This window comes from Pseudanabaena sp. CCNP1317, from assembly GCF_034931345.1.
Taxonomy (GTDB): domain Bacteria; phylum Cyanobacteriota; class Cyanobacteriia; order Pseudanabaenales; family Pseudanabaenaceae; genus Pseudanabaena; species Pseudanabaena galeata.
On the sequence record NZ_JAYGIF010000063.1, the window covers coordinates 1 to 16,081 of the forward strand.

15 protein-coding genes are annotated in these 16,081 nt (G+C 41.9%); 6 read left to right on the top strand and 9 right to left on the bottom strand.

What is annotated here, in order from left to right:
- Positions 1-298: 298 nt before the first annotated feature.
- The 4 genes from VB775_RS13870 to VB775_RS13885 form a co-directional block, all read right to left on the bottom strand.
- Positions 299-3,628: an efflux RND transporter permease subunit gene (locus VB775_RS13870; protein ID WP_281008658.1), complete on the bottom strand. Its 3,330-nt coding sequence runs from the start codon at positions 3,626-3,628 to the stop codon at positions 299-301.
- A gap of 83 nt (positions 3,629-3,711) precedes the next feature.
- Positions 3,712-4,212 (bottom strand): diacylglycerol kinase family protein, encoded by a 501-nt coding sequence (locus VB775_RS13875; protein WP_281008657.1) that lies wholly within the window; start codon positions 4,210-4,212, stop codon positions 3,712-3,714.
- Positions 4,213-4,396: 184 nt separating this feature from the next.
- Positions 4,397-4,897 (bottom strand): rRNA maturation RNase YbeY, encoded by a 501-nt coding sequence (gene ybeY, locus VB775_RS13880; RefSeq protein ID WP_281008656.1) that lies wholly within the window; start codon positions 4,895-4,897, stop codon positions 4,397-4,399.
- 435 nt (positions 4,898-5,332) lie between these two features.
- Positions 5,333-5,560 carry a DUF3285 domain-containing protein gene (locus tag VB775_RS13885; RefSeq protein ID WP_281008655.1) on the bottom strand — a complete coding sequence of 76 codons (228 nt, stop codon included), beginning with the start codon at positions 5,558-5,560 and terminating at the stop codon, positions 5,333-5,335.
- A gap of 397 nt (positions 5,561-5,957) precedes the next feature.
- On the opposite strand from VB775_RS13885, the gene gvpA reads away from it, so the two are divergent.
- From gvpA to VB775_RS13905, 4 genes are all read left to right on the top strand, one after another.
- Positions 5,958-6,176 (top strand): gas vesicle structural protein GvpA, encoded by a 219-nt coding sequence (gene gvpA, locus VB775_RS13890; protein WP_009626980.1) that lies wholly within the window; start codon positions 5,958-5,960, stop codon positions 6,174-6,176.
- A gap of 240 nt (positions 6,177-6,416) precedes the next feature.
- Positions 6,417-7,451, top strand: a complete 1,035-nt coding sequence (locus VB775_RS13895) for a hypothetical protein (RefSeq protein WP_281008654.1) — start codon at positions 6,417-6,419, stop codon at positions 7,449-7,451.
- Positions 7,448-8,329 carry a gas vesicle protein GvpN gene (gvpN, locus tag VB775_RS13900; RefSeq protein ID WP_281008653.1) on the top strand — a complete coding sequence of 294 codons (882 nt, stop codon included), beginning with the start codon at positions 7,448-7,450 and terminating at the stop codon, positions 8,327-8,329. Before VB775_RS13895 ends, gvpN begins: the two co-directional genes overlap by 4 nt.
- Complete coding sequence (locus tag VB775_RS13905; protein WP_281008652.1) at positions 8,329-8,655, top strand: gas vesicle protein; 327 nt, start codon at positions 8,329-8,331, stop codon at positions 8,653-8,655. Before gvpN ends, VB775_RS13905 begins: the two co-directional genes overlap by 1 nt.
- A gap of 442 nt (positions 8,656-9,097) precedes the next feature.
- Here VB775_RS13905 and nusB read toward each other — a convergent pair whose 3' ends face one another.
- On the bottom strand, positions 9,098-9,739 hold the full coding sequence (gene nusB / locus VB775_RS13910) for a transcription antitermination factor NusB (RefSeq protein WP_281008651.1): 642 nt from the start codon (positions 9,737-9,739) through the stop codon (positions 9,098-9,100).
- 67 nt (positions 9,740-9,806) lie between these two features.
- On the opposite strand from nusB, the gene VB775_RS13915 reads away from it, so the two are divergent.
- Entirely contained in the window at positions 9,807-10,136 is a 330-nt protein-coding gene (locus VB775_RS13915; RefSeq protein ID WP_281008650.1) for a 2Fe-2S iron-sulfur cluster-binding protein, read from the top strand.
- 253 nt (positions 10,137-10,389) lie between these two features.
- On the opposite strand, the gene VB775_RS13920 is transcribed toward VB775_RS13915, so the two are convergent.
- The 3 genes from VB775_RS13920 to VB775_RS13930 form a co-directional block, all read right to left on the bottom strand.
- Positions 10,390-12,492, bottom strand: coding sequence for a TonB-dependent receptor plug domain-containing protein (locus tag VB775_RS13920; RefSeq protein WP_281008649.1), 2,103 nt, complete (start codon positions 12,490-12,492; stop codon positions 10,390-10,392).
- A gap of 162 nt (positions 12,493-12,654) precedes the next feature.
- A complete protein-coding gene (locus VB775_RS13925; protein ID WP_281008648.1) occupies positions 12,655-13,053 on the bottom strand; it encodes an ExbD/TolR family protein in 399 nt (132 codons plus the stop codon).
- On the bottom strand, positions 13,040-13,702 hold the full coding sequence (locus VB775_RS13930; protein WP_281008647.1) for a MotA/TolQ/ExbB proton channel family protein: 663 nt from the start codon (positions 13,700-13,702) through the stop codon (positions 13,040-13,042). The genes VB775_RS13925 and VB775_RS13930 overlap by 14 nt, the downstream gene beginning before the upstream one ends.
- A gap of 213 nt (positions 13,703-13,915) precedes the next feature.
- On the opposite strand from VB775_RS13930, the gene VB775_RS13935 reads away from it, so the two are divergent.
- Entirely contained in the window at positions 13,916-15,352 is a 1,437-nt protein-coding gene (locus VB775_RS13935) for an energy transducer TonB (RefSeq protein WP_281008646.1), read from the top strand.
- A gap of 102 nt (positions 15,353-15,454) precedes the next feature.
- Here the strand turns inward: VB775_RS13935 and VB775_RS13940 are convergent, their stop codons facing one another.
- Positions 15,455-16,042, bottom strand: a complete 588-nt coding sequence (locus VB775_RS13940) for a TetR/AcrR family transcriptional regulator (protein ID WP_281008645.1) — start codon at positions 16,040-16,042, stop codon at positions 15,455-15,457.
- Between the last annotated feature and the right edge of the window lie 39 nt (positions 16,043-16,081).

Consider the following 16,081-nt stretch of genomic DNA (forward strand, 5'->3'; position numbering starts at 1 on the left):
TTATCCATCAAGCAATCAGTGGTATTAAACTATCCTTGTGAATGCAGGTTTACCCATTAGGCGACCTCTGATACTGTCCAGTCTTTACTGTTGCCACTGTTGAAGCAGAGACGACTCTATCTACATTTCGGGCTTGCTGTCCCTAGGGGCTGCTCGAGTTTATCTCTGCCTTTGCTTGTTGGATCTTAGTAAAGATTTTATCCTTTACTTTTCTTCCTAGATACAAGGGGCTGTGCCCCTGTGCCAGCCCTAGACTTAGATGATCGTAGGAATTCTATTCACGTAACATCAGTGATCACTAAGGCTTCGGACTATTATCTTCTTGGTAGTCTTCAGCCGAATGATTACCGTTTAAAGGGTCGCCATGCAAACCACCTTCATAAAATTCTGCGGCGATCGCTAGTTCACCATGCTTAGGGCGATGCAAGCCTATCTTCATCCGCTCCTCAATTTTCTTGACCACGATATAAAGGATGGGAACGATAAACAAACTTAACAAGGTTGCCACGCACATACCACCCATAACCGCAGTACCGATTGATTGCCGTGCAGCAGCCCCTGCTCCTGTAGCAATTACAAGCGGGAATATACCGATAATTGTGGAGAAAGCAGTCATCAGAATTGGGCGCAACCGTTGCTGCGAAGCTTCGATCGCAGCTTTGGTAATACTCAATCCCTGCTCTTGTAATTGATTAGCAAATTCCACGATCAAAATCGCGTTTTTACTTGCCATACCAATCAGCATCACCAAACCGATTTGGGTATACACATCATTGGCAAAATTAGGATTGAATAGTCCGCGAAACATCACTGCTAAGAGCGCTCCTAAAACCGCAAGCGGTACAGTGAGCATAATGATGGTCGGATCGATGTAATTTTCGTATTGAGCTGCAAGAACTAGGAATACAAATACAACCCCTAAGCCAAAAATAAAGAAGGCGCTACTACCAGAACCAATTTCTTCAAGGGATAATCCTGACCATTCATAGCCAAAACTCTTAGGTAGAACTTCATTAGCAATCTTACCCATAATATCGATCGCTTGTCCAGAACTGACCCCAGGGGCGGTATTGCCAGTAATTTGGACGGAGCGAAACAGATTATAGTGATTGATGATCGAAGGTCCAACAGTTTGGGTGACTGTTACCAAATTACTAAGGGGAATAATCTGTCCTGTTTGCGATCGCACATAGAGTTTATTGATATCGTCAGGATTAGAACGGAACTTAGCATCAGCTTGGACATAGACGCGATAGGTTCGACCAAAGGTATTAAAGTCATTGACATATTGCGAACCAAGTAAAGTTTGTAGAGTGCTGTAGATATCTTGTAAAGAGACTTGTAAAGCATTTGCCTTAATGCGATCGACATCTACGGTTAATTGAGGCGTATTGCCATTGAAATTGGGACGTAATCCTGCCAACATGGGCGGAAGTTTTGGGCTATTTGGGGGATCTGTAAACTTATTTGGATAGATACTCGCACTACCCAATAAAGCACCCATCGTTTGCTCAATTTCTGGGAATCCTTGGTTTGCCTTATCTTGCAACTGAAACTCGAAACCACCATAGTTGCTTAAACCTTGAATTGCTGGTGGCGGAAAGGGAATTACAAAAGCTTCTTGAATGGAAAGTAATTCGGGCAGTAGTCCAAAGGGTTGGGGAACCATACCCCCAATGATACTGTCAGCCGATCGCGATCGCTCTTTCCAAGGCTTTAGCGTGGCAAATACAATCCCATTATTGGGTGTATTACCGCTAAAGCTAAATCCTCCCACGGCAAAGATGTTTTCAATCTCAGGATAAGCAGATTCTCCCTTTTCATCTTTACGGCGCATGATTCCTTCAATATTCTCTAGTACTTTTTCGGTGTAATTGAGGGATACGCCTTCAGGAGCCTGAACGATGGTAATAAAATAGCCCTGATCTTCCTGTGGCAAAAAACCTCTAGGAACGTTTGTATAGACCCAATAGGTCATAAAAAGGGAGATCGCGAACAGAATCATCACGATTCCTTTGATATTAGCTAATTTGGCTATAGACCATTTGTAGCGATCGCGAGTTCCATCAATCACCCAATTCACCCGATCAAAAAACCAATTACTATGCTCTTGTCCTTCCCTCAACAACAAAGCCGCCAAAGTCGGAGAAAGCGTCAGTGCATTAAAAGTGGAAACTGTAATCGAAAAGGCGATCGTCAGCGCAAATTGTTTATACAATTGCCCAGTCGTTCCTGGAAAAAAAGCAACGGGTACAAATACAGCAATTAGTACTAAGGAACTAGCAATAATTGCGCCTTGCAATTCATGCATTGATTCGATCGCCGCTTGGACGGGATTCTCTCCTTTTTCTTGAATGCGTCGCGTAATATCTTCAACCACGACGATCGCGTCATCAACTACCAACCCTGTGGCAAGGGTTAAACCAAAAAGAGTCAGGGTATTGATATTAAAATTGAGGAGTTTGATGAATATAAATGTACCGATTAAAGAAACAGGAATAGCAACAGCAGGAATTAATGTTGAACGCCAATTTTGCAGAAACAAAAAGATAATTAGGATCACTAAGGCGATCGCAATCAGAAGTGAAATAATTACTTCTTCTGTCCCCGCCTCAATGAATGTAGTTGTATCAAAAGCAATCTCATAATTTAGCCCCGGGGGAAAGCTAGGCTTCAATTCTTGTAAAACTTTCTTGACTGCTTTTGCTACATCTAAGGCATTAGCATCAGGCAACTGCGATACGCCTAAGCCAATACCTCTAGTTCCATTAAATCGTAGTGAAGAGCCATAGTTTTCTGCTCCCAATTCCACTCGTCCGACATCTCGCAGCTTAATTGGTGAGCCATCACTAGCAGTTCTAATTACAATTTCCGCAAACTCTTCCGTATTTTCTAATCTTCCATTTGCCGAAATCGAAAGTTGATACTGCTGATCAGGTAAATTGGGCTGCTGTCCAATTTGCCCAACTCCCACCTGTAAGTTTTGCTGCTGAATTGCCGATACCACATCTTGGGCAGTTAGTCCCCTTGCCGACAGGCGATTGGGATCTAGCCAAACACGCATGGCATATTTACGTTCACCAAAGATGATAACGTTGCCAACACCTTTGACCTTTTTAATTGCATCAACAATATAAAGATCGGCATAGTTACTCAAATAGAGATCGTCGTATTCTCCTTTCTCAGCATACACACCGATCGCAAATAGAAATCCCGAAGATTCTTTACTAACTCTTACGCCAGTTTGCTGTACTGGTCCTGGTAACTGAGACTCCACCGTAGAGACACGATTCTGTACATCAACAGCAGCAATATCTTTATCTTTTCCAAGATCGAAGACCAAATCAACAGAACTAGTCCCATTATTGGAACTAGTGGAAGTAATATAGCGGACTCCTTCGATTCCGTTTAATTCTCTTTCAAGAATATTCGTAACTGTAGACTCGACAACTTCTGCATTCGCACCGATATAGTTAGCGGTAACGGTCACCTTGGGCGGTGTAATTTCGGGATATTGGGCTACAGGTAAAATAAATATGCAAGCTGCGCCCAAGAGTGTAATCACAACAGAGCAAACTGTGGCAAATACAGGTCGCCGAATAAAAAAGCTAGAGATTGATAGCAGCATTGGCAAATTTAAGGATCATGAAATTAAGCGAACAAGCCTTGCCACTGACTGCCAGAAACTATAAAGAGAAGAAAAATGTTGTTTCAGGTTGGGGAAATTGCGATAAAAATATTTGGCAATAATAATACACTAGCAATAATTAAAGCAGCGATCGCCGCAATTAGCACCGCACCAGCCGCACAATCCTTAGCAATTTTGGCTAACTGATGAAATTCACGCCCCACCGTCAAATCGACTACAGCCTCCAAAGCTGTATTTAGCAACTCCAGTACTAAAACTAAGGAAATCGTCAAACTAATAATCGAACAGGCTATGGCGGATAGGCGAAAATAAAGACTCAGAGATAAGGCGATCGCGCCAATCATCAAATGAATCCGAAAATTTCTCTGAGTACGGAAGGCGTATCCCACACCCTGACCAGCATATTGAAAACTAAGCAGTAAATTCGTGGCAATTTGAAAAGAATCACTACGTTGAGCAGCACTTTGCTCAGATGTATCCAGTTCATCAGTCTTTGTCATTTGCTCGGTTAAAGAAGGCGATTTAAACAAAAATAGTCTTGATAGCGGTAAATCATTGTTCATAGAGATTATTCCCAAGAGACTTTGCCAGCAATTGCCAAAAACTTCAAAGATTTTAACGCTAGAAAATTAGTTTAATCAAATTACGGGCAAAAATACTGAAGTAATTGTTTACTAATTTTTACATTGTCTAAGGATCAATAGGATATAGACAACGCAGAGCACCGACCTTAGCCCAAGTGATCACTTAAATTTCATGGAGTGAAATTAGCTGCAACATCAGGGCTTGTTGCTTTAGCATTACCTCTAAACTGTCATCATCAGGGTGATCCCAGCCTAGTAAATGTAATAAACCATGGGCTGCTAACCATGCGAGTTCATAGGTTAGCGAATGACCACGTTCCTCCGCCTGAAAAATTGCTGTAGGTTGAGAAATAATTATATCTCCCAAATAAGTTGGTTCAATATAACCAGAGTCATCATTGGGAATCTCTGGGATATCGGATTCTAAAGATGCAAAAGACAAAACATCGGTTGGACGATCCTGTTGACGATATTGCAAATTTAACTTTTGAATTGTCATATCATCGGTAATCGCAAGTGATAGCTCATACTCTCCAGCCGCGATCGCCTGTTCAGAAATAAGATAGGTTTCCCATGTGGCAAACCATTCCTGCCATTGCTCTACGGTGATCGGATGGCGATCGGCAACTTCAGGATAGATTTCACAATACAAATCAATACTCAAAGCTCTACAGTCCCATCAGCTAAACTACAAAAAACTACAAAAATCAGCAACTTATGACATTCTCAATTTAAGTACTAATTAAATTTATCCGCAAAAGTTAGTCATCATGCATAGTAACTTTCATCTTTTGTACTAAAGAGTAAATTTAATTTGCTTTCGATAATAAGGTAGACCCTGTGTAAAATTGCGGCTAGTCAACGAAATACATAAATTAAAATCAATTAACTTTTTGTTGTTTAGAGTAAACATAATCAAAGAAACAAATTGGTTTATGAATAGACATCTTTAACTAAAAACTATCAAAGACAAGAATGCAAAAGAATTTATTTGCTTTTACAATTTTCTAGTTTCGATATTCTTAATGTCTTGCTACTTACTTTTCTAAAGTAGGACTTTCATCGACTAGTTTGATTAAGCAGACAACATCAAAAATTTCTAGTGAAAAATGATTGCCAATCCTAGTAAAGCTCCAATCACCCCAAAGACTGTCAGCGAAAAATGAAATAGAGATGTACTACCTTTCTTGACCATATTCTTCATTGCAAGCTTCACAAAACTATCTTGCTCTTTTTGATTGTTGACAGTAGAGACTTGATTGAGTGCTTCACTTCTATTAGTAGTGCTTGAGCTGGAATTAGATGAAGTATTGGAATCGCTATTCATGGGTTAATCGATAATTAGTGGGTTTTCACTCTTAAGTTTAAAGTAATTTTTAAAATATGACCAGTTTTAAATAGTTAGAATTTCTTGCACACAAATTAGTTCAATGCATTAACTAAATGTATTAATTATTTTTAGTTAGCCCTAGCTTTTAGCGATCGCTCAGCGTTGGTAATCGTCAGAAAAATATTTCTGTTTTGGCTGCATCCTCTTAAAGAAAGTTTATCATCAATATTCACAATACCTTATAGAATTAGAGATGTTATCTTTATAGACAAAAGATAAGCATATGCAAAATAATTAATACAAAATAAGTATAAGTAATTTTGCTGTTGTATAGTACAGTTTGCAAAGGCAGAATTTATATGCCTAACATAGTTAACTCAAGGAGAACATTACTATGGCAGTCGAGAAAGTCAACTCTTCCTCTAGTCTAGCGGAAGTTATCGATCGTATTTTGGATAAGGGCATCGTCATTGATGCATGGGTGAGAGTCTCTTTGGTGGGAATCGAACTGTTATCAATTGAAGCTCGTGTTGTTATTGCCTCAGTAGAAACATACCTCAAGTATGCTGAAGCTGTTGGTTTGACAGCATCGGCGGCAGTACCTGCTGCTTAGTAAAGCCTACTCTAGCCAAAAGCTAGCAGTAAGTCACTAAACAATAGATTATTAGCCTACCGACTTCTTTACCTACCCCCTTCACACTAAAAACTATCTTGTCAGTTTCTTGCTGACAAAGCAATAGATTTTTGGCAGGGTAGTTATACGGTGGGAAGGGGGACTCATTCAATGAAACTTGGGGCGTTTTGAAAAGTTTGATTTATTTTGATTTGAAAGAATGAATTTGAGGTTAACGTTATGGCTTCTTTGATGCAAGAATTTGCAGAAGCAAGACAGAGACGGTTACAAGATAGAGCAGATTTTTTGGCTGAACAGCAACTAGCAAGGGAACAGAGAGAAAGGGATTTGCAAGCCCAAGCCGAAGCGACTGAAAAGTATTTAGCTCATGCTGAGCAAACTCGCCTTGCGTGGGAACAAGGTAGACAGGCGATCGCTGAAAATGCCTTAGAATCTCGTAGGGAAGAGATTCAAGATCGGGCGGCTCAAGTATCGGAATACTTGGAGACTCTCAATACTACTCGTACTGAGCAAGCCGTAGAAGATAATGAGCAACGCGCTCAAGAGGTCAGAACTCGTACTTTTAAAACAAAATCGCAACTAAAACATATTCGTAAAGCACGGATTCGTGATGGTCAAGCTAGCCTAGCGCAACGCCAACAACTAGTTCAAGATCGCGCTGCTTTAACGAAAATGCAACTAGAAGATCTGACTAAAACCCGTCTTGATAATGCAACTGTCGATGCACAGCAAAGAGCGCAAGAATTTAGCGATCGCGCAACTAATGTCAAAGTGTCATTAGCGCAAATTGAGTCTAGTCGCCTTGCTGAAGCCGAAGCCCAATCTCTAAAATTAAAGGCTTTTCGTTCTAATCTCACCAATTCAGTTTGGTCAGGCGATCGCGCTACTGTCGTGAACCCACCTGTTGCCAATCCTAGTCAGGAAGACACCACAAGGTCTCCTGATGCCTTAGAAAGTTCTAGTTCCAAACCCAAAAAGAAAAATCCTATATCTGAAAGTGTCGTTGCTTCAGCGCCTGAACCTGCGATCGCCAAACCCATTGAAGTCAAAGAAACCCCTAAACCTGCTGGTAAGATCGAGCAATTTGTAGTTGACTACGTTGCCCAACTATCGACAAGCTCTAGTTTGCTGGAAGTTGTCAATGACCGTGATACGGTCAGAGACTTACTAGCTCAAGGAGCTAACACTCTGAAAGTTGATCCTTCGGATATTCTTAATACCCTGCTGCAAATGGCAGAAGGTTCCTCAACATGACCACTGTTCTCCATGCTAATGCCCGTCAGTTTATTAGTACTGACTTCACCAAGCAAATAGTCCGTAGGGCGCTGCGCTATTTACAATCTGGCTTTGCAATCCATTTGCGTGGCCCTGCTGGTACTGGTAAAACGACATTGGCAATGCATCTTGCGGGTTTAGTTGGTAGACCGATGGTGCTGATCTATGGTGATGAGGATCTGCGATCGTCACAACTGATTGGCTCTAACTCAGGCTATACCCGCAAAAAAGTTGTCGATAACTATATCCACTCAGTTTTAAAAGTTGAAGATGACCTGCGCCAAAGTTGGACAGATTCACGTCTCACCTTGGCGGCTAAAGAAGGCTTTACGTTAATTTACGATGAGTTCAACCGATCGCGCCCAGAAGTAAATAATGTCCTGCTAAGTGCGCTTGAAGAAAAGCTGATTGTTTTACCACCAGATAGTTCTCAATCAGAATATGTACGCGTACACCCAATGTTTCGCGCCATCTTCACCTCAAATCCTGAAGAATATGCTGGAGTACATCCCACTCAGGATGCGCTACTTGATCGGATGATCACGATTAACATTGGCGAAGCCGATGTGGAAACCGAAAAGCAAATTTTGGTAAATCGAGTAGGACTAGATCGCACTCAAGCTCTGAAATTAATTAACTTAATTCGTGGCTTTCGTCGTCAGGTGGAATGTAGTAAAGCTTCAAGCTTACGAGCTTGTTTACTGATTGGTAAAATATGTCATGAGCATGAGATTCCTGTATCTGGCAAAGATGAGGACTTTCGAGATCTTTGCTTTGATGTCCTAATTTCTCGCTATGGTGATGGTAAGCCTGCATCAGAACTCGGACTCGCTAAATTATTGGATCAAATACCTTAATGTCTCAAGCGCTGAAACCTCAAGCAATCAAAACTAGCACAACTGGCTCTTCCCTTGCGGATATTCTGGAAAGAGTATTAGATAAGGGGATTGTCATTGCTGGTGATATTACGGTGTCCGTGGGCAGTGTTGAGTTACTGAGTATCAGAATTCGTTTGCTAGTTGCTTCTGTTGATAAAGCGAAGGAAATAGGTATTAACTGGTGGGAGTCTGACCCCTATTTGTCTTCAAGAACTCAAGAGTTACTAGCCTCTAATCAGCAATTGCTAGAGCGAGTGAATCTTCTAGAACGAGAGTTAGCTGCCTCTAGGCAACTGACCAATTAAAGTGATTTGCGCTTAACCCCAATCCATAAAAGACCTTGAAATACTTGCTACAGCAATCAAAGGTTTACTTTGGACATAAAACCCAAAACCCAAGTAGCGGCGCTTTGCGCCGCTACTTGGGTTTTGGGTTTTGATCTATCCTATAGCAATCCTAAATGGGTTGTGAGAGTGCGCCCCTTTGGGGCGCACTCTCACAACCCTCTAAATCTTACAAATCATTTAGGATTGCTATAAATCAAGCTTTCAAGGTTTTTATGGCTCGTTTACTCAGCAATTGCTGTAATACTAATTCACAAAAGTGTGCCAACACTTTTGTGAATTAAAAGCCAACCCCAGCAAGGATTTTCAAAACAGAAAATGGCTACGCCATTTTCTGTTTTGGTATACATAGAGTAACAGCGCTAAGTGCTGCCACCATGTTTTGGGATTGCGATCAAGCTTCTTACGAACTTTTACGAGATGCTTTCAGTTGATCGTCAATGCGACGCAAAACACCATTAATAAACCGATAACCATCCTCACTACTGTAGCGCTTAGCAAGTTCGATCGCCTCATCGATCGCCACTTTACTAGCCACGCTCATAAACATCATTTCCGCAGTCGCAATCCGCAAAATGTCTTTGTCTACCTGAGCAAGGCGATCAATTTGCCAGTTAACTAAAGCGCTACTGATAGTTTCATCAATTTGAGATCGCTTACTATTTACAGTTTTCAGAATATCAATCGTATAGTTACGCACTTCGGAGCGTTGTGACAATACTAGGGTTACAGGAAATTCTAAAGCTGCGCCAATATTGTTAATTGCGTTTTTAGTTAGCTCGATCGCTTCACGTACCATGCCTTCAACGGCTTGGATATCTTGTCGAATATCGCCAGTACGGGTTTCGCTAGCGGATACACGCTCTTGACCTCGTTGTAACTCAGCGCTGGCGGTTTGTAATAATTCTTTGGTTTCATCGTGCAGCGATCGCACAACTGCTGTCACAATGTCATCTAAGGTTTTTGTTTCTAGCTTTTGGGGTTGGCTAGGTAATTGATTGATACTAAACAGTGCGAGTTCGCGGGCGATGTGGCGGGGTTGCATAGGAGGAGATAAAATTAAGCCAATTGAACATCGTATCATTCTCTTTACGCACTAAAACCTATAAAAAATGACTCAGACTTTTACAGCCACACTTCATCATCACGGACAAACCTTTACTGTATCTGTCCCCGAAGACCAAGCCATTCTTGATGCCGCGATCGCTGCGGGTGTGGATTTACCATGCTCTTGCTATGCGGGTGTCTGCACCACCTGTGCTGCTCAAATTGTGAAGGGACAAGTCGATCAAAGCCAAGGCATGGGTATCGGTGGTATGGGTGAAGAGCTAGACGCTAAGGGCTATATTCTTCTATGCGTATCACACCCCAAGTCCGATGTCGAAATTTACACTGACAAAGAACAAGACGTATACGCAATTCGGTTTGGACATAGCTCCTAGAATTTAAGCAATCGAGCGCATAGCGCTCGATTGCTTCAGCGCATCGATTAGCAAGATTTTGCTTTGCTTGTTTCTAAAAATTGATGAGGTAATTAACCCATGCCAGTAAATACTTTTGCTTAACTCCATCAACAAATTGCAATAGCAACGTAAGTTTTGCCTAGGAGCTAAACCCAAAAAGATGAGTGGCGGCACGAAGCGCCGCCACTCATCTAGATCCTAAAACTTACATTGCTATAGTGCTAGCGTTCTATTAGAAACTAGCTTGCAAACCAATCCTATAGGTTAAGCCTGGTTGATAAATGCGGTTAGTCTTTTCATAGCTATTGTCAGTCAGATTTTCTAGATTCACAGTCAAGGCTACATTTTTATACAATGGAACCTTAGCACTAAAATCTAGGCTCAGATAGGCTGGCGAAAAGTCAGTAGCTCTCTGTCCTGCTGTGCCTTGAGCAAAAATAGCCCGTCTAGAGCCACTGTAATAGTTGAAAAATAGATTTGCCTGCCAACCATTAGAGTCATAGCTAACTCCTAGCTTCCCAACAGAGTAGGGCACTGTCGCTAGTTGTAATCCCACCTCAGAGGTGGTTCTACTGCTAGTAATCTTGGCATCGGTGTAGGTGTAGTTGACAAATGATGAGAACTCTGGAGAAATTTTCCATTTAATTCCAGCCTCAACTCCGTTGGTGTTTACCTGTCCTACATTCTCCCATCGTCCTGCGATGATGCCAATGCGATCGCTTAAACTGCTCCCAAAATAGGTTAACTGAGCCACCACTGCATCCGTTACACTCAAATCAAAGCCAGCAGTATAGGCAACGCCGCGCTCAGGTATGAGATTGGGATTTGCCTGCCAGTTGTGGACTGTATCGAACACAAAAAGCTGATCTAACCCTGGATTGCGCTGAAGTACGGCAAAGCTATTGCGGAAAGCGAGTTCGGGCGTGATGTTCCATCTTGTGCCGAACGTGGGATTGAGATAGCTGCCATAGTCACTGGTGAAATTCTGGCGTAATCCTAGTTCCAATTGGAAATCATCGGTAATTTTCCATGCGTTTAGAGCAAAGAGGGCGACAAGGGAGCGATCGCGATTGACAGTGCCATTAAATCCCACAAGAGCAGGCAGGGAGCTAAGTACATCGCCACGGATGGAGTCAGTTTTAACGTCAAATCCCCATGTGAGTTTGTTATTTGCGGTAAGTTGCCATTGATGCTCGACACGACCACTTAAAGCCCTTGAGTCCAAAGCGCCGCTACGAAAAAAAGCTGTTGCACCTGCTGGACCGTAGGTATTGAAAAAGTCTTGATTGAAGGCGATCGTGGTTTTTAAGATGGAATCATCACCTTCGCCCAATTTACTAGTTAAAGTTGCGCCAATATTTAACAAATCATGATCGAGGCGATCGCGTTGGAGTGGGAACCCAAAGTAAAGCAATCCGCGCCGACTTGCAGACTTATAAGCATCGATACTAAAGGAATTACGGGCATCAATGGGAGCTTCGACACTGCCATAAAAGTTATCAATGCGTGAGTCGCCGTTGAAGAGTCTGCCATCAGCAGGATTGCGATTAGCTGCCCCAATCGGTACAGGATAATTATTGTCCGTTGAGAAGCGCTCATAACCGAATCGGAAGTTGACCCCATCTAAGGTTCCCCCATAACCAATCCGATAGCGTTGATAGCCGTAGGAGCCTAGTTCGATGTTGGCTGTTGCTTTGAGTGGTTGTGGTGCTTTTTGGGTGACCAGATTAATGACACCGCCAAAGGCTTCGGAACCGTAGAGGGTGGCGCTAGTGCCGCCCGTTAATTCCACGCGCTCGATCGCATCAACGGGAATACTATTGAGATCGGTTCCGCCGTGATAGGTGCTGACATTACTGCCAAAGGAACGCCCATTGATTTGAAATGTGGATTGGTTAATGGAAAAACCACGCAAAAAAGTCCCTGTATGAATATCTGCACCAAAGCCATAGTCATTGATCGCAAACCCTGGTAAGCTTCGCAATAGTTCCGCCGCAGTGCTAGGATTTTGCTTTTGAATCTCTTCTTTAGGAATGATATAGGCGGGGGCGGAGGTGGGGATAAAAGGTGATTTCTTACCTGTTACTTCAATTTCAATTTCATCACTATCAGGTTCATTTTGAGCAACAGTTTCGGGTTTTGTAATAGCACTAGAGTTTAAGTTTGGTTGCAATAAACTAGCACTTTGTTGGGAAGCCTGCGATCGCAATTCGCCAACGGTCAAAATATTATGGTTCTCTGTCTCTAAGGTTTGGTCTGCTTTTGCCAGTTCTGCAAGACTAAAAACAGACATAGCAAAGCTGGGTGCTAAAAATAGCAACTTTATAGATTTCATAGCGATCTCAATTCCTCACAAGTTTAGCTACTAGGCTCAAAAATCCTAGAGAGCAGCAAATTAAAAATCCTATTGTTTGATATTGGCAATAGAAATGTCAAAAGACAGATTGTCAAACAAGTGTATTTTGCATAGCGTTTGCTACATATTGACTCAATACAGCTATTTCTTAGCAGCGATCGCCATTTTTACGCCCTCAATATTCCGAATGCGATCCATGACGGCGATCGCTTTGCCGTGAGAAACATTTTCATCGGCATTAATCACCACGATGTTTTGTTTCTCTTTACTCATTAGCGATCGCACCTGCACTTCTAATTGCTCCAAAGCGATCGGTTGACGATTTAGAAAGAGGTTACCTTGAGCGTCTAAGGTTACAACTACCTTATTCTGAGTTTGAGTTTTGGTAGTTGAAGCTTGAGGTAGGCTGACAGGTAAGCCTTCAGTGCGATTGAGAACGAGGGTTGCGGTAATGAAAAAAGTCAAAATTGCAAACACCACATCGATCATCGGAATAATATTAATTTGAAAAGGAACTTCAGGTTCTTCAGGGAGTCGCATAATCTTCTTTTTGTAAACGATGTTCTGGCTCGTAATAATAACGGCGATAGAGTAGTTCCAACTGACCACCATATTCTTGAATGAGTGCAATTTCCTGCTGATAAAATCCGCGAAATGTGTTAGCAAAAAACAATGTAAAAATTGCAACTACTAGTCCTGCTGCGGTGGAAACTAAAGCTTCACTAATTCCTGCTGTAACGTTGGTGGTACGACTACCGCCAACGTCCCCCAAAGACAGTGAAGCAAAGGAAGTAATTAATCCCAGCACTGTACCTAGTAATCCTAGCAGGGGTGCAAGACTAATAATTGTTTCAAAGGCAGTATTAAAGCGTTTGAGAATTGGTACTTCTGCCTGCGCTTCACTTTCTAGAGCCAGCCGAAACTCTTCGGGATTGGGATACTCTAGTTCCATTGCTGCTAAAAAAATACGAGCGATCGGAAAGTGCAAATTATTTCTTAGTCTGACTAGAGCCGTTTGACGATCGCTTATATAAATATTCAGAACATCTCTCACCAAACGTTTTTGCTTATGTTTAATCGACCACCAAAATTTGATGCGTTCAGATGCAAGTGCTGCTGCTACAATCGAAAAGGCGCTTAGAGGATACATGACAATCCCCCCCGCAACAAAAATTTTTCCAATATCCATACGTTAAGACTAATAAAAGTGCGCTCAGTTGTAAACCTTGGGTTTTATTGCAATGTAAAGCATTGAAGCTATACCAACTCCCAAAAGTGTGATGACTTTTTTGGGCATTAATCACCATATCGCTTTTTTTGACGCAAAGAAAGTTTGACAGTCTGTCAAACTTGACGGTCTCTAAGCAAAACCCTACATTACAAGCATCACTAGTTTTTCATTATGAATGTCAACAAAGAAAAGCCAGAAATGTCTAACTGCTCTGACAATAATTCTGCCAATAATTTTGCAAATCAACAGCGCGATCGCGAATGGAAAGCACTTAAGATCTTCTTAGCAGTAAGTATCCCTTGTTCCGTTGCTTTTCACGTCGCCACATTATCCGCACTCACACAGTTTGGCGGACTAGTTGGCAATTCATCCATTGATCAAACAGAAGAATTATTAGAGTTGCAAATTATTGAAGAAATTAAGGAAACAGTAGAGCCTGAACAGCAACCTGAGCAGGAGATATCGCCAGAGTTTGCTGATAGCTTGCAGGAAGCGATCGCCTATGCACCTGTTGCTAATCTTGATCATCCTAGTCAATCTTCGCAAAATGTAGGTAATCTTGCATCTACAGATATCGATCAATCGTTAGACAGCAAAAATCTTGCTGAAGCAGCAAAAGATATTGTCACCGATCCGAGCAAGGTCTTGTCTAGCGCTAATTCTAGTCCGATCAAAGTTGCACCTAATATGCAAAATTTATTTACAGGCAAAGGTTTGGGCAGCTTGACTCCCAATGGCAATAGCAAAAAAAACACAGGAACAGGGCTAGGTAAAACAGGCGATCGCACTGATGGAAGTGCTTCTAGAAATACTTTAGGCAAAATCGGCACTCCCTTTGGTTTACCAACAGGAAATCCCAACTCCACTAACACAACTAATACGACTAACACAACTAATGCTGCTCCTAACCCTGCAAACCCCACTCATAACTCATCTGGCAAGCAAAGAATTCGTTGTCAAAGCTGTGCAAAGCCCGAATATCCAGTTAATGCCAAAGAGCGTGGTCTAGAAGGTGAAGCCAAGGTTGCTGTTGATGTTGATGCCAATGGCAATGTTATTAATGTTCGTATAGTTAACTCTAGTGGTCATCCTGAACTAGATGAAGCCGCAAAACAAGCTGCTAGGAACTGGAAATTTGATCCTTCCCAAAGTGGCAAAGCCTCAATCCCTGCCAAAATCAATTTTCAAATTGAAAACTCAGATTATGCAAGGAGAAATCAGGAGCAAAGAAGGGTGGAACAAGAGCAAGCCGAGCAGAGACGATCTGAACAGCAGGAAAATAAGCCCAATAATTCCAGTAATACTGCTCCAATCAATAATCCTGTAGACTCTGTACAAGATGCAGCCACTGAGACATCTCAGCCGCCAAAAGCTCCTAACCCTGAATTTGTCGGAGATCCGATCGCTTCGCCTGAACTGATTAAACCTGTGACTATTCCAAATAACTCTCCCAATACTGTTCCTCAAGAATCTTTACAGAATGCCCCCATAGTTAATCCACCAGTTTCCCCAGCACCAGTTGAAACCCCGTCAGTAATTCCTAGAACTCCATCTATCCCACCTGTTGAGGCAAATACACCTGTAATCGAGACTATTCCATCAAAGTAATGTTGAGATATCTCAAACGATTTGAGAGTAAGACATGTGACGCACGCTGCGTGTGCGTCACTGTTTTTTGGATTTACGTCTAGCTACTTATACAGGAAATCCTCAAATTAGCGCATCCTTAATCAGTTGCCGAATGCTTGCAAATCCTCGTTTGAGACGCTCGGGCTGATCGTAAAGTCTGGCAATTAATAGCACCCCTTCTAGCATGGTCAGAATTTGCTCAGCTAGTAAATCTGGATCAATGCGATCGCTTAATTGCTCTTTCCCATCCCGTAACATTTGAGCAAACAAGGCTTGCCATTCATCAAAAACCTGTTGGAGATGCTTCCGAAATGTCTCGTTATATTCGGCTAAATCAACAATTAAGTTCCCTAACAAACATCCTGCACAGTTAATTTCAGAGATATGTTTTGCTTCAATTTTATCAATTGTCAGTATGAGTCGTTGAATCGGATCATCGGTAACTTGAGAAGCTGATAGAAAGGCATTTTCTCTGATTTTGTGCCACTGGAAATCAATCAGCGCATGGGCAAATTCATCCTTTGATTGAAAGTAGTTATAGAAACTGCCCGATGAAGCTTGAGTAGCGGCAAATAACTCTTTTAATCCAGTCGATTGCAAACCCTGACGATGCACAAGATCGATCGCTGAGGTGAGAATATCTTCGCGTGTACGTTTGAGATTTGCCATAAACTAACTGATTTTCATATTAGGCATAGCGTTGAAACT

Bases quoted from the DNA above. Each gene is read 5' to 3' on its own strand.
- VB775_RS13875 (WP_281008657.1), bottom strand. From the start codon at position 4,212: ATGAACAATGATTTACCGCTATCAAGACTATTTTTGTTTAAATCGCCT.
- VB775_RS13905 (WP_281008652.1), top strand. From the start codon at position 8,329: ATGTCTCAAGCGCTGAAACCTCAAGCAATCAAAACTAGCACAACTGGC.
- VB775_RS13895 (WP_281008654.1), top strand. From the start codon at position 6,417: ATGGCTTCTTTGATGCAAGAATTTGCAGAAGCAAGACAGAGACGGTTA.
- VB775_RS13940 (WP_281008645.1), bottom strand. From the start codon at position 16,042: ATGGCAAATCTCAAACGTACACGCGAAGATATTCTCACCTCAGCGATC.
- VB775_RS13920 (WP_281008649.1), bottom strand. From the start codon at position 12,492: ATGAAATCTATAAAGTTGCTATTTTTAGCACCCAGCTTTGCTATGTCT.
- VB775_RS13925 (WP_281008648.1), bottom strand. From the start codon at position 13,053: ATGCGACTCCCTGAAGAACCTGAAGTTCCTTTTCAAATTAATATTATT.
- nusB (WP_281008651.1), bottom strand. From the start codon at position 9,739: ATGCAACCCCGCCACATCGCCCGCGAACTCGCACTGTTTAGTATCAAT.
- VB775_RS13930 (WP_281008647.1), bottom strand. From the start codon at position 13,702: ATGGATATTGGAAAAATTTTTGTTGCGGGGGGGATTGTCATGTATCCT.
- VB775_RS13915 (WP_281008650.1), top strand. From the start codon at position 9,807: ATGACTCAGACTTTTACAGCCACACTTCATCATCACGGACAAACCTTT.
- VB775_RS13935 (WP_281008646.1), top strand. From the start codon at position 13,916: ATGAATGTCAACAAAGAAAAGCCAGAAATGTCTAACTGCTCTGACAAT.
- gvpA (WP_009626980.1), top strand. From the start codon at position 5,958: ATGGCAGTCGAGAAAGTCAACTCTTCCTCTAGTCTAGCGGAAGTTATC.
- VB775_RS13885 (WP_281008655.1), bottom strand. From the start codon at position 5,560: ATGAATAGCGATTCCAATACTTCATCTAATTCCAGCTCAAGCACTACT.
- gvpN (WP_281008653.1), top strand. From the start codon at position 7,448: ATGACCACTGTTCTCCATGCTAATGCCCGTCAGTTTATTAGTACTGAC.
- VB775_RS13870 (WP_281008658.1), bottom strand. From the start codon at position 3,628: ATGCTGCTATCAATCTCTAGCTTTTTTATTCGGCGACCTGTATTTGCC.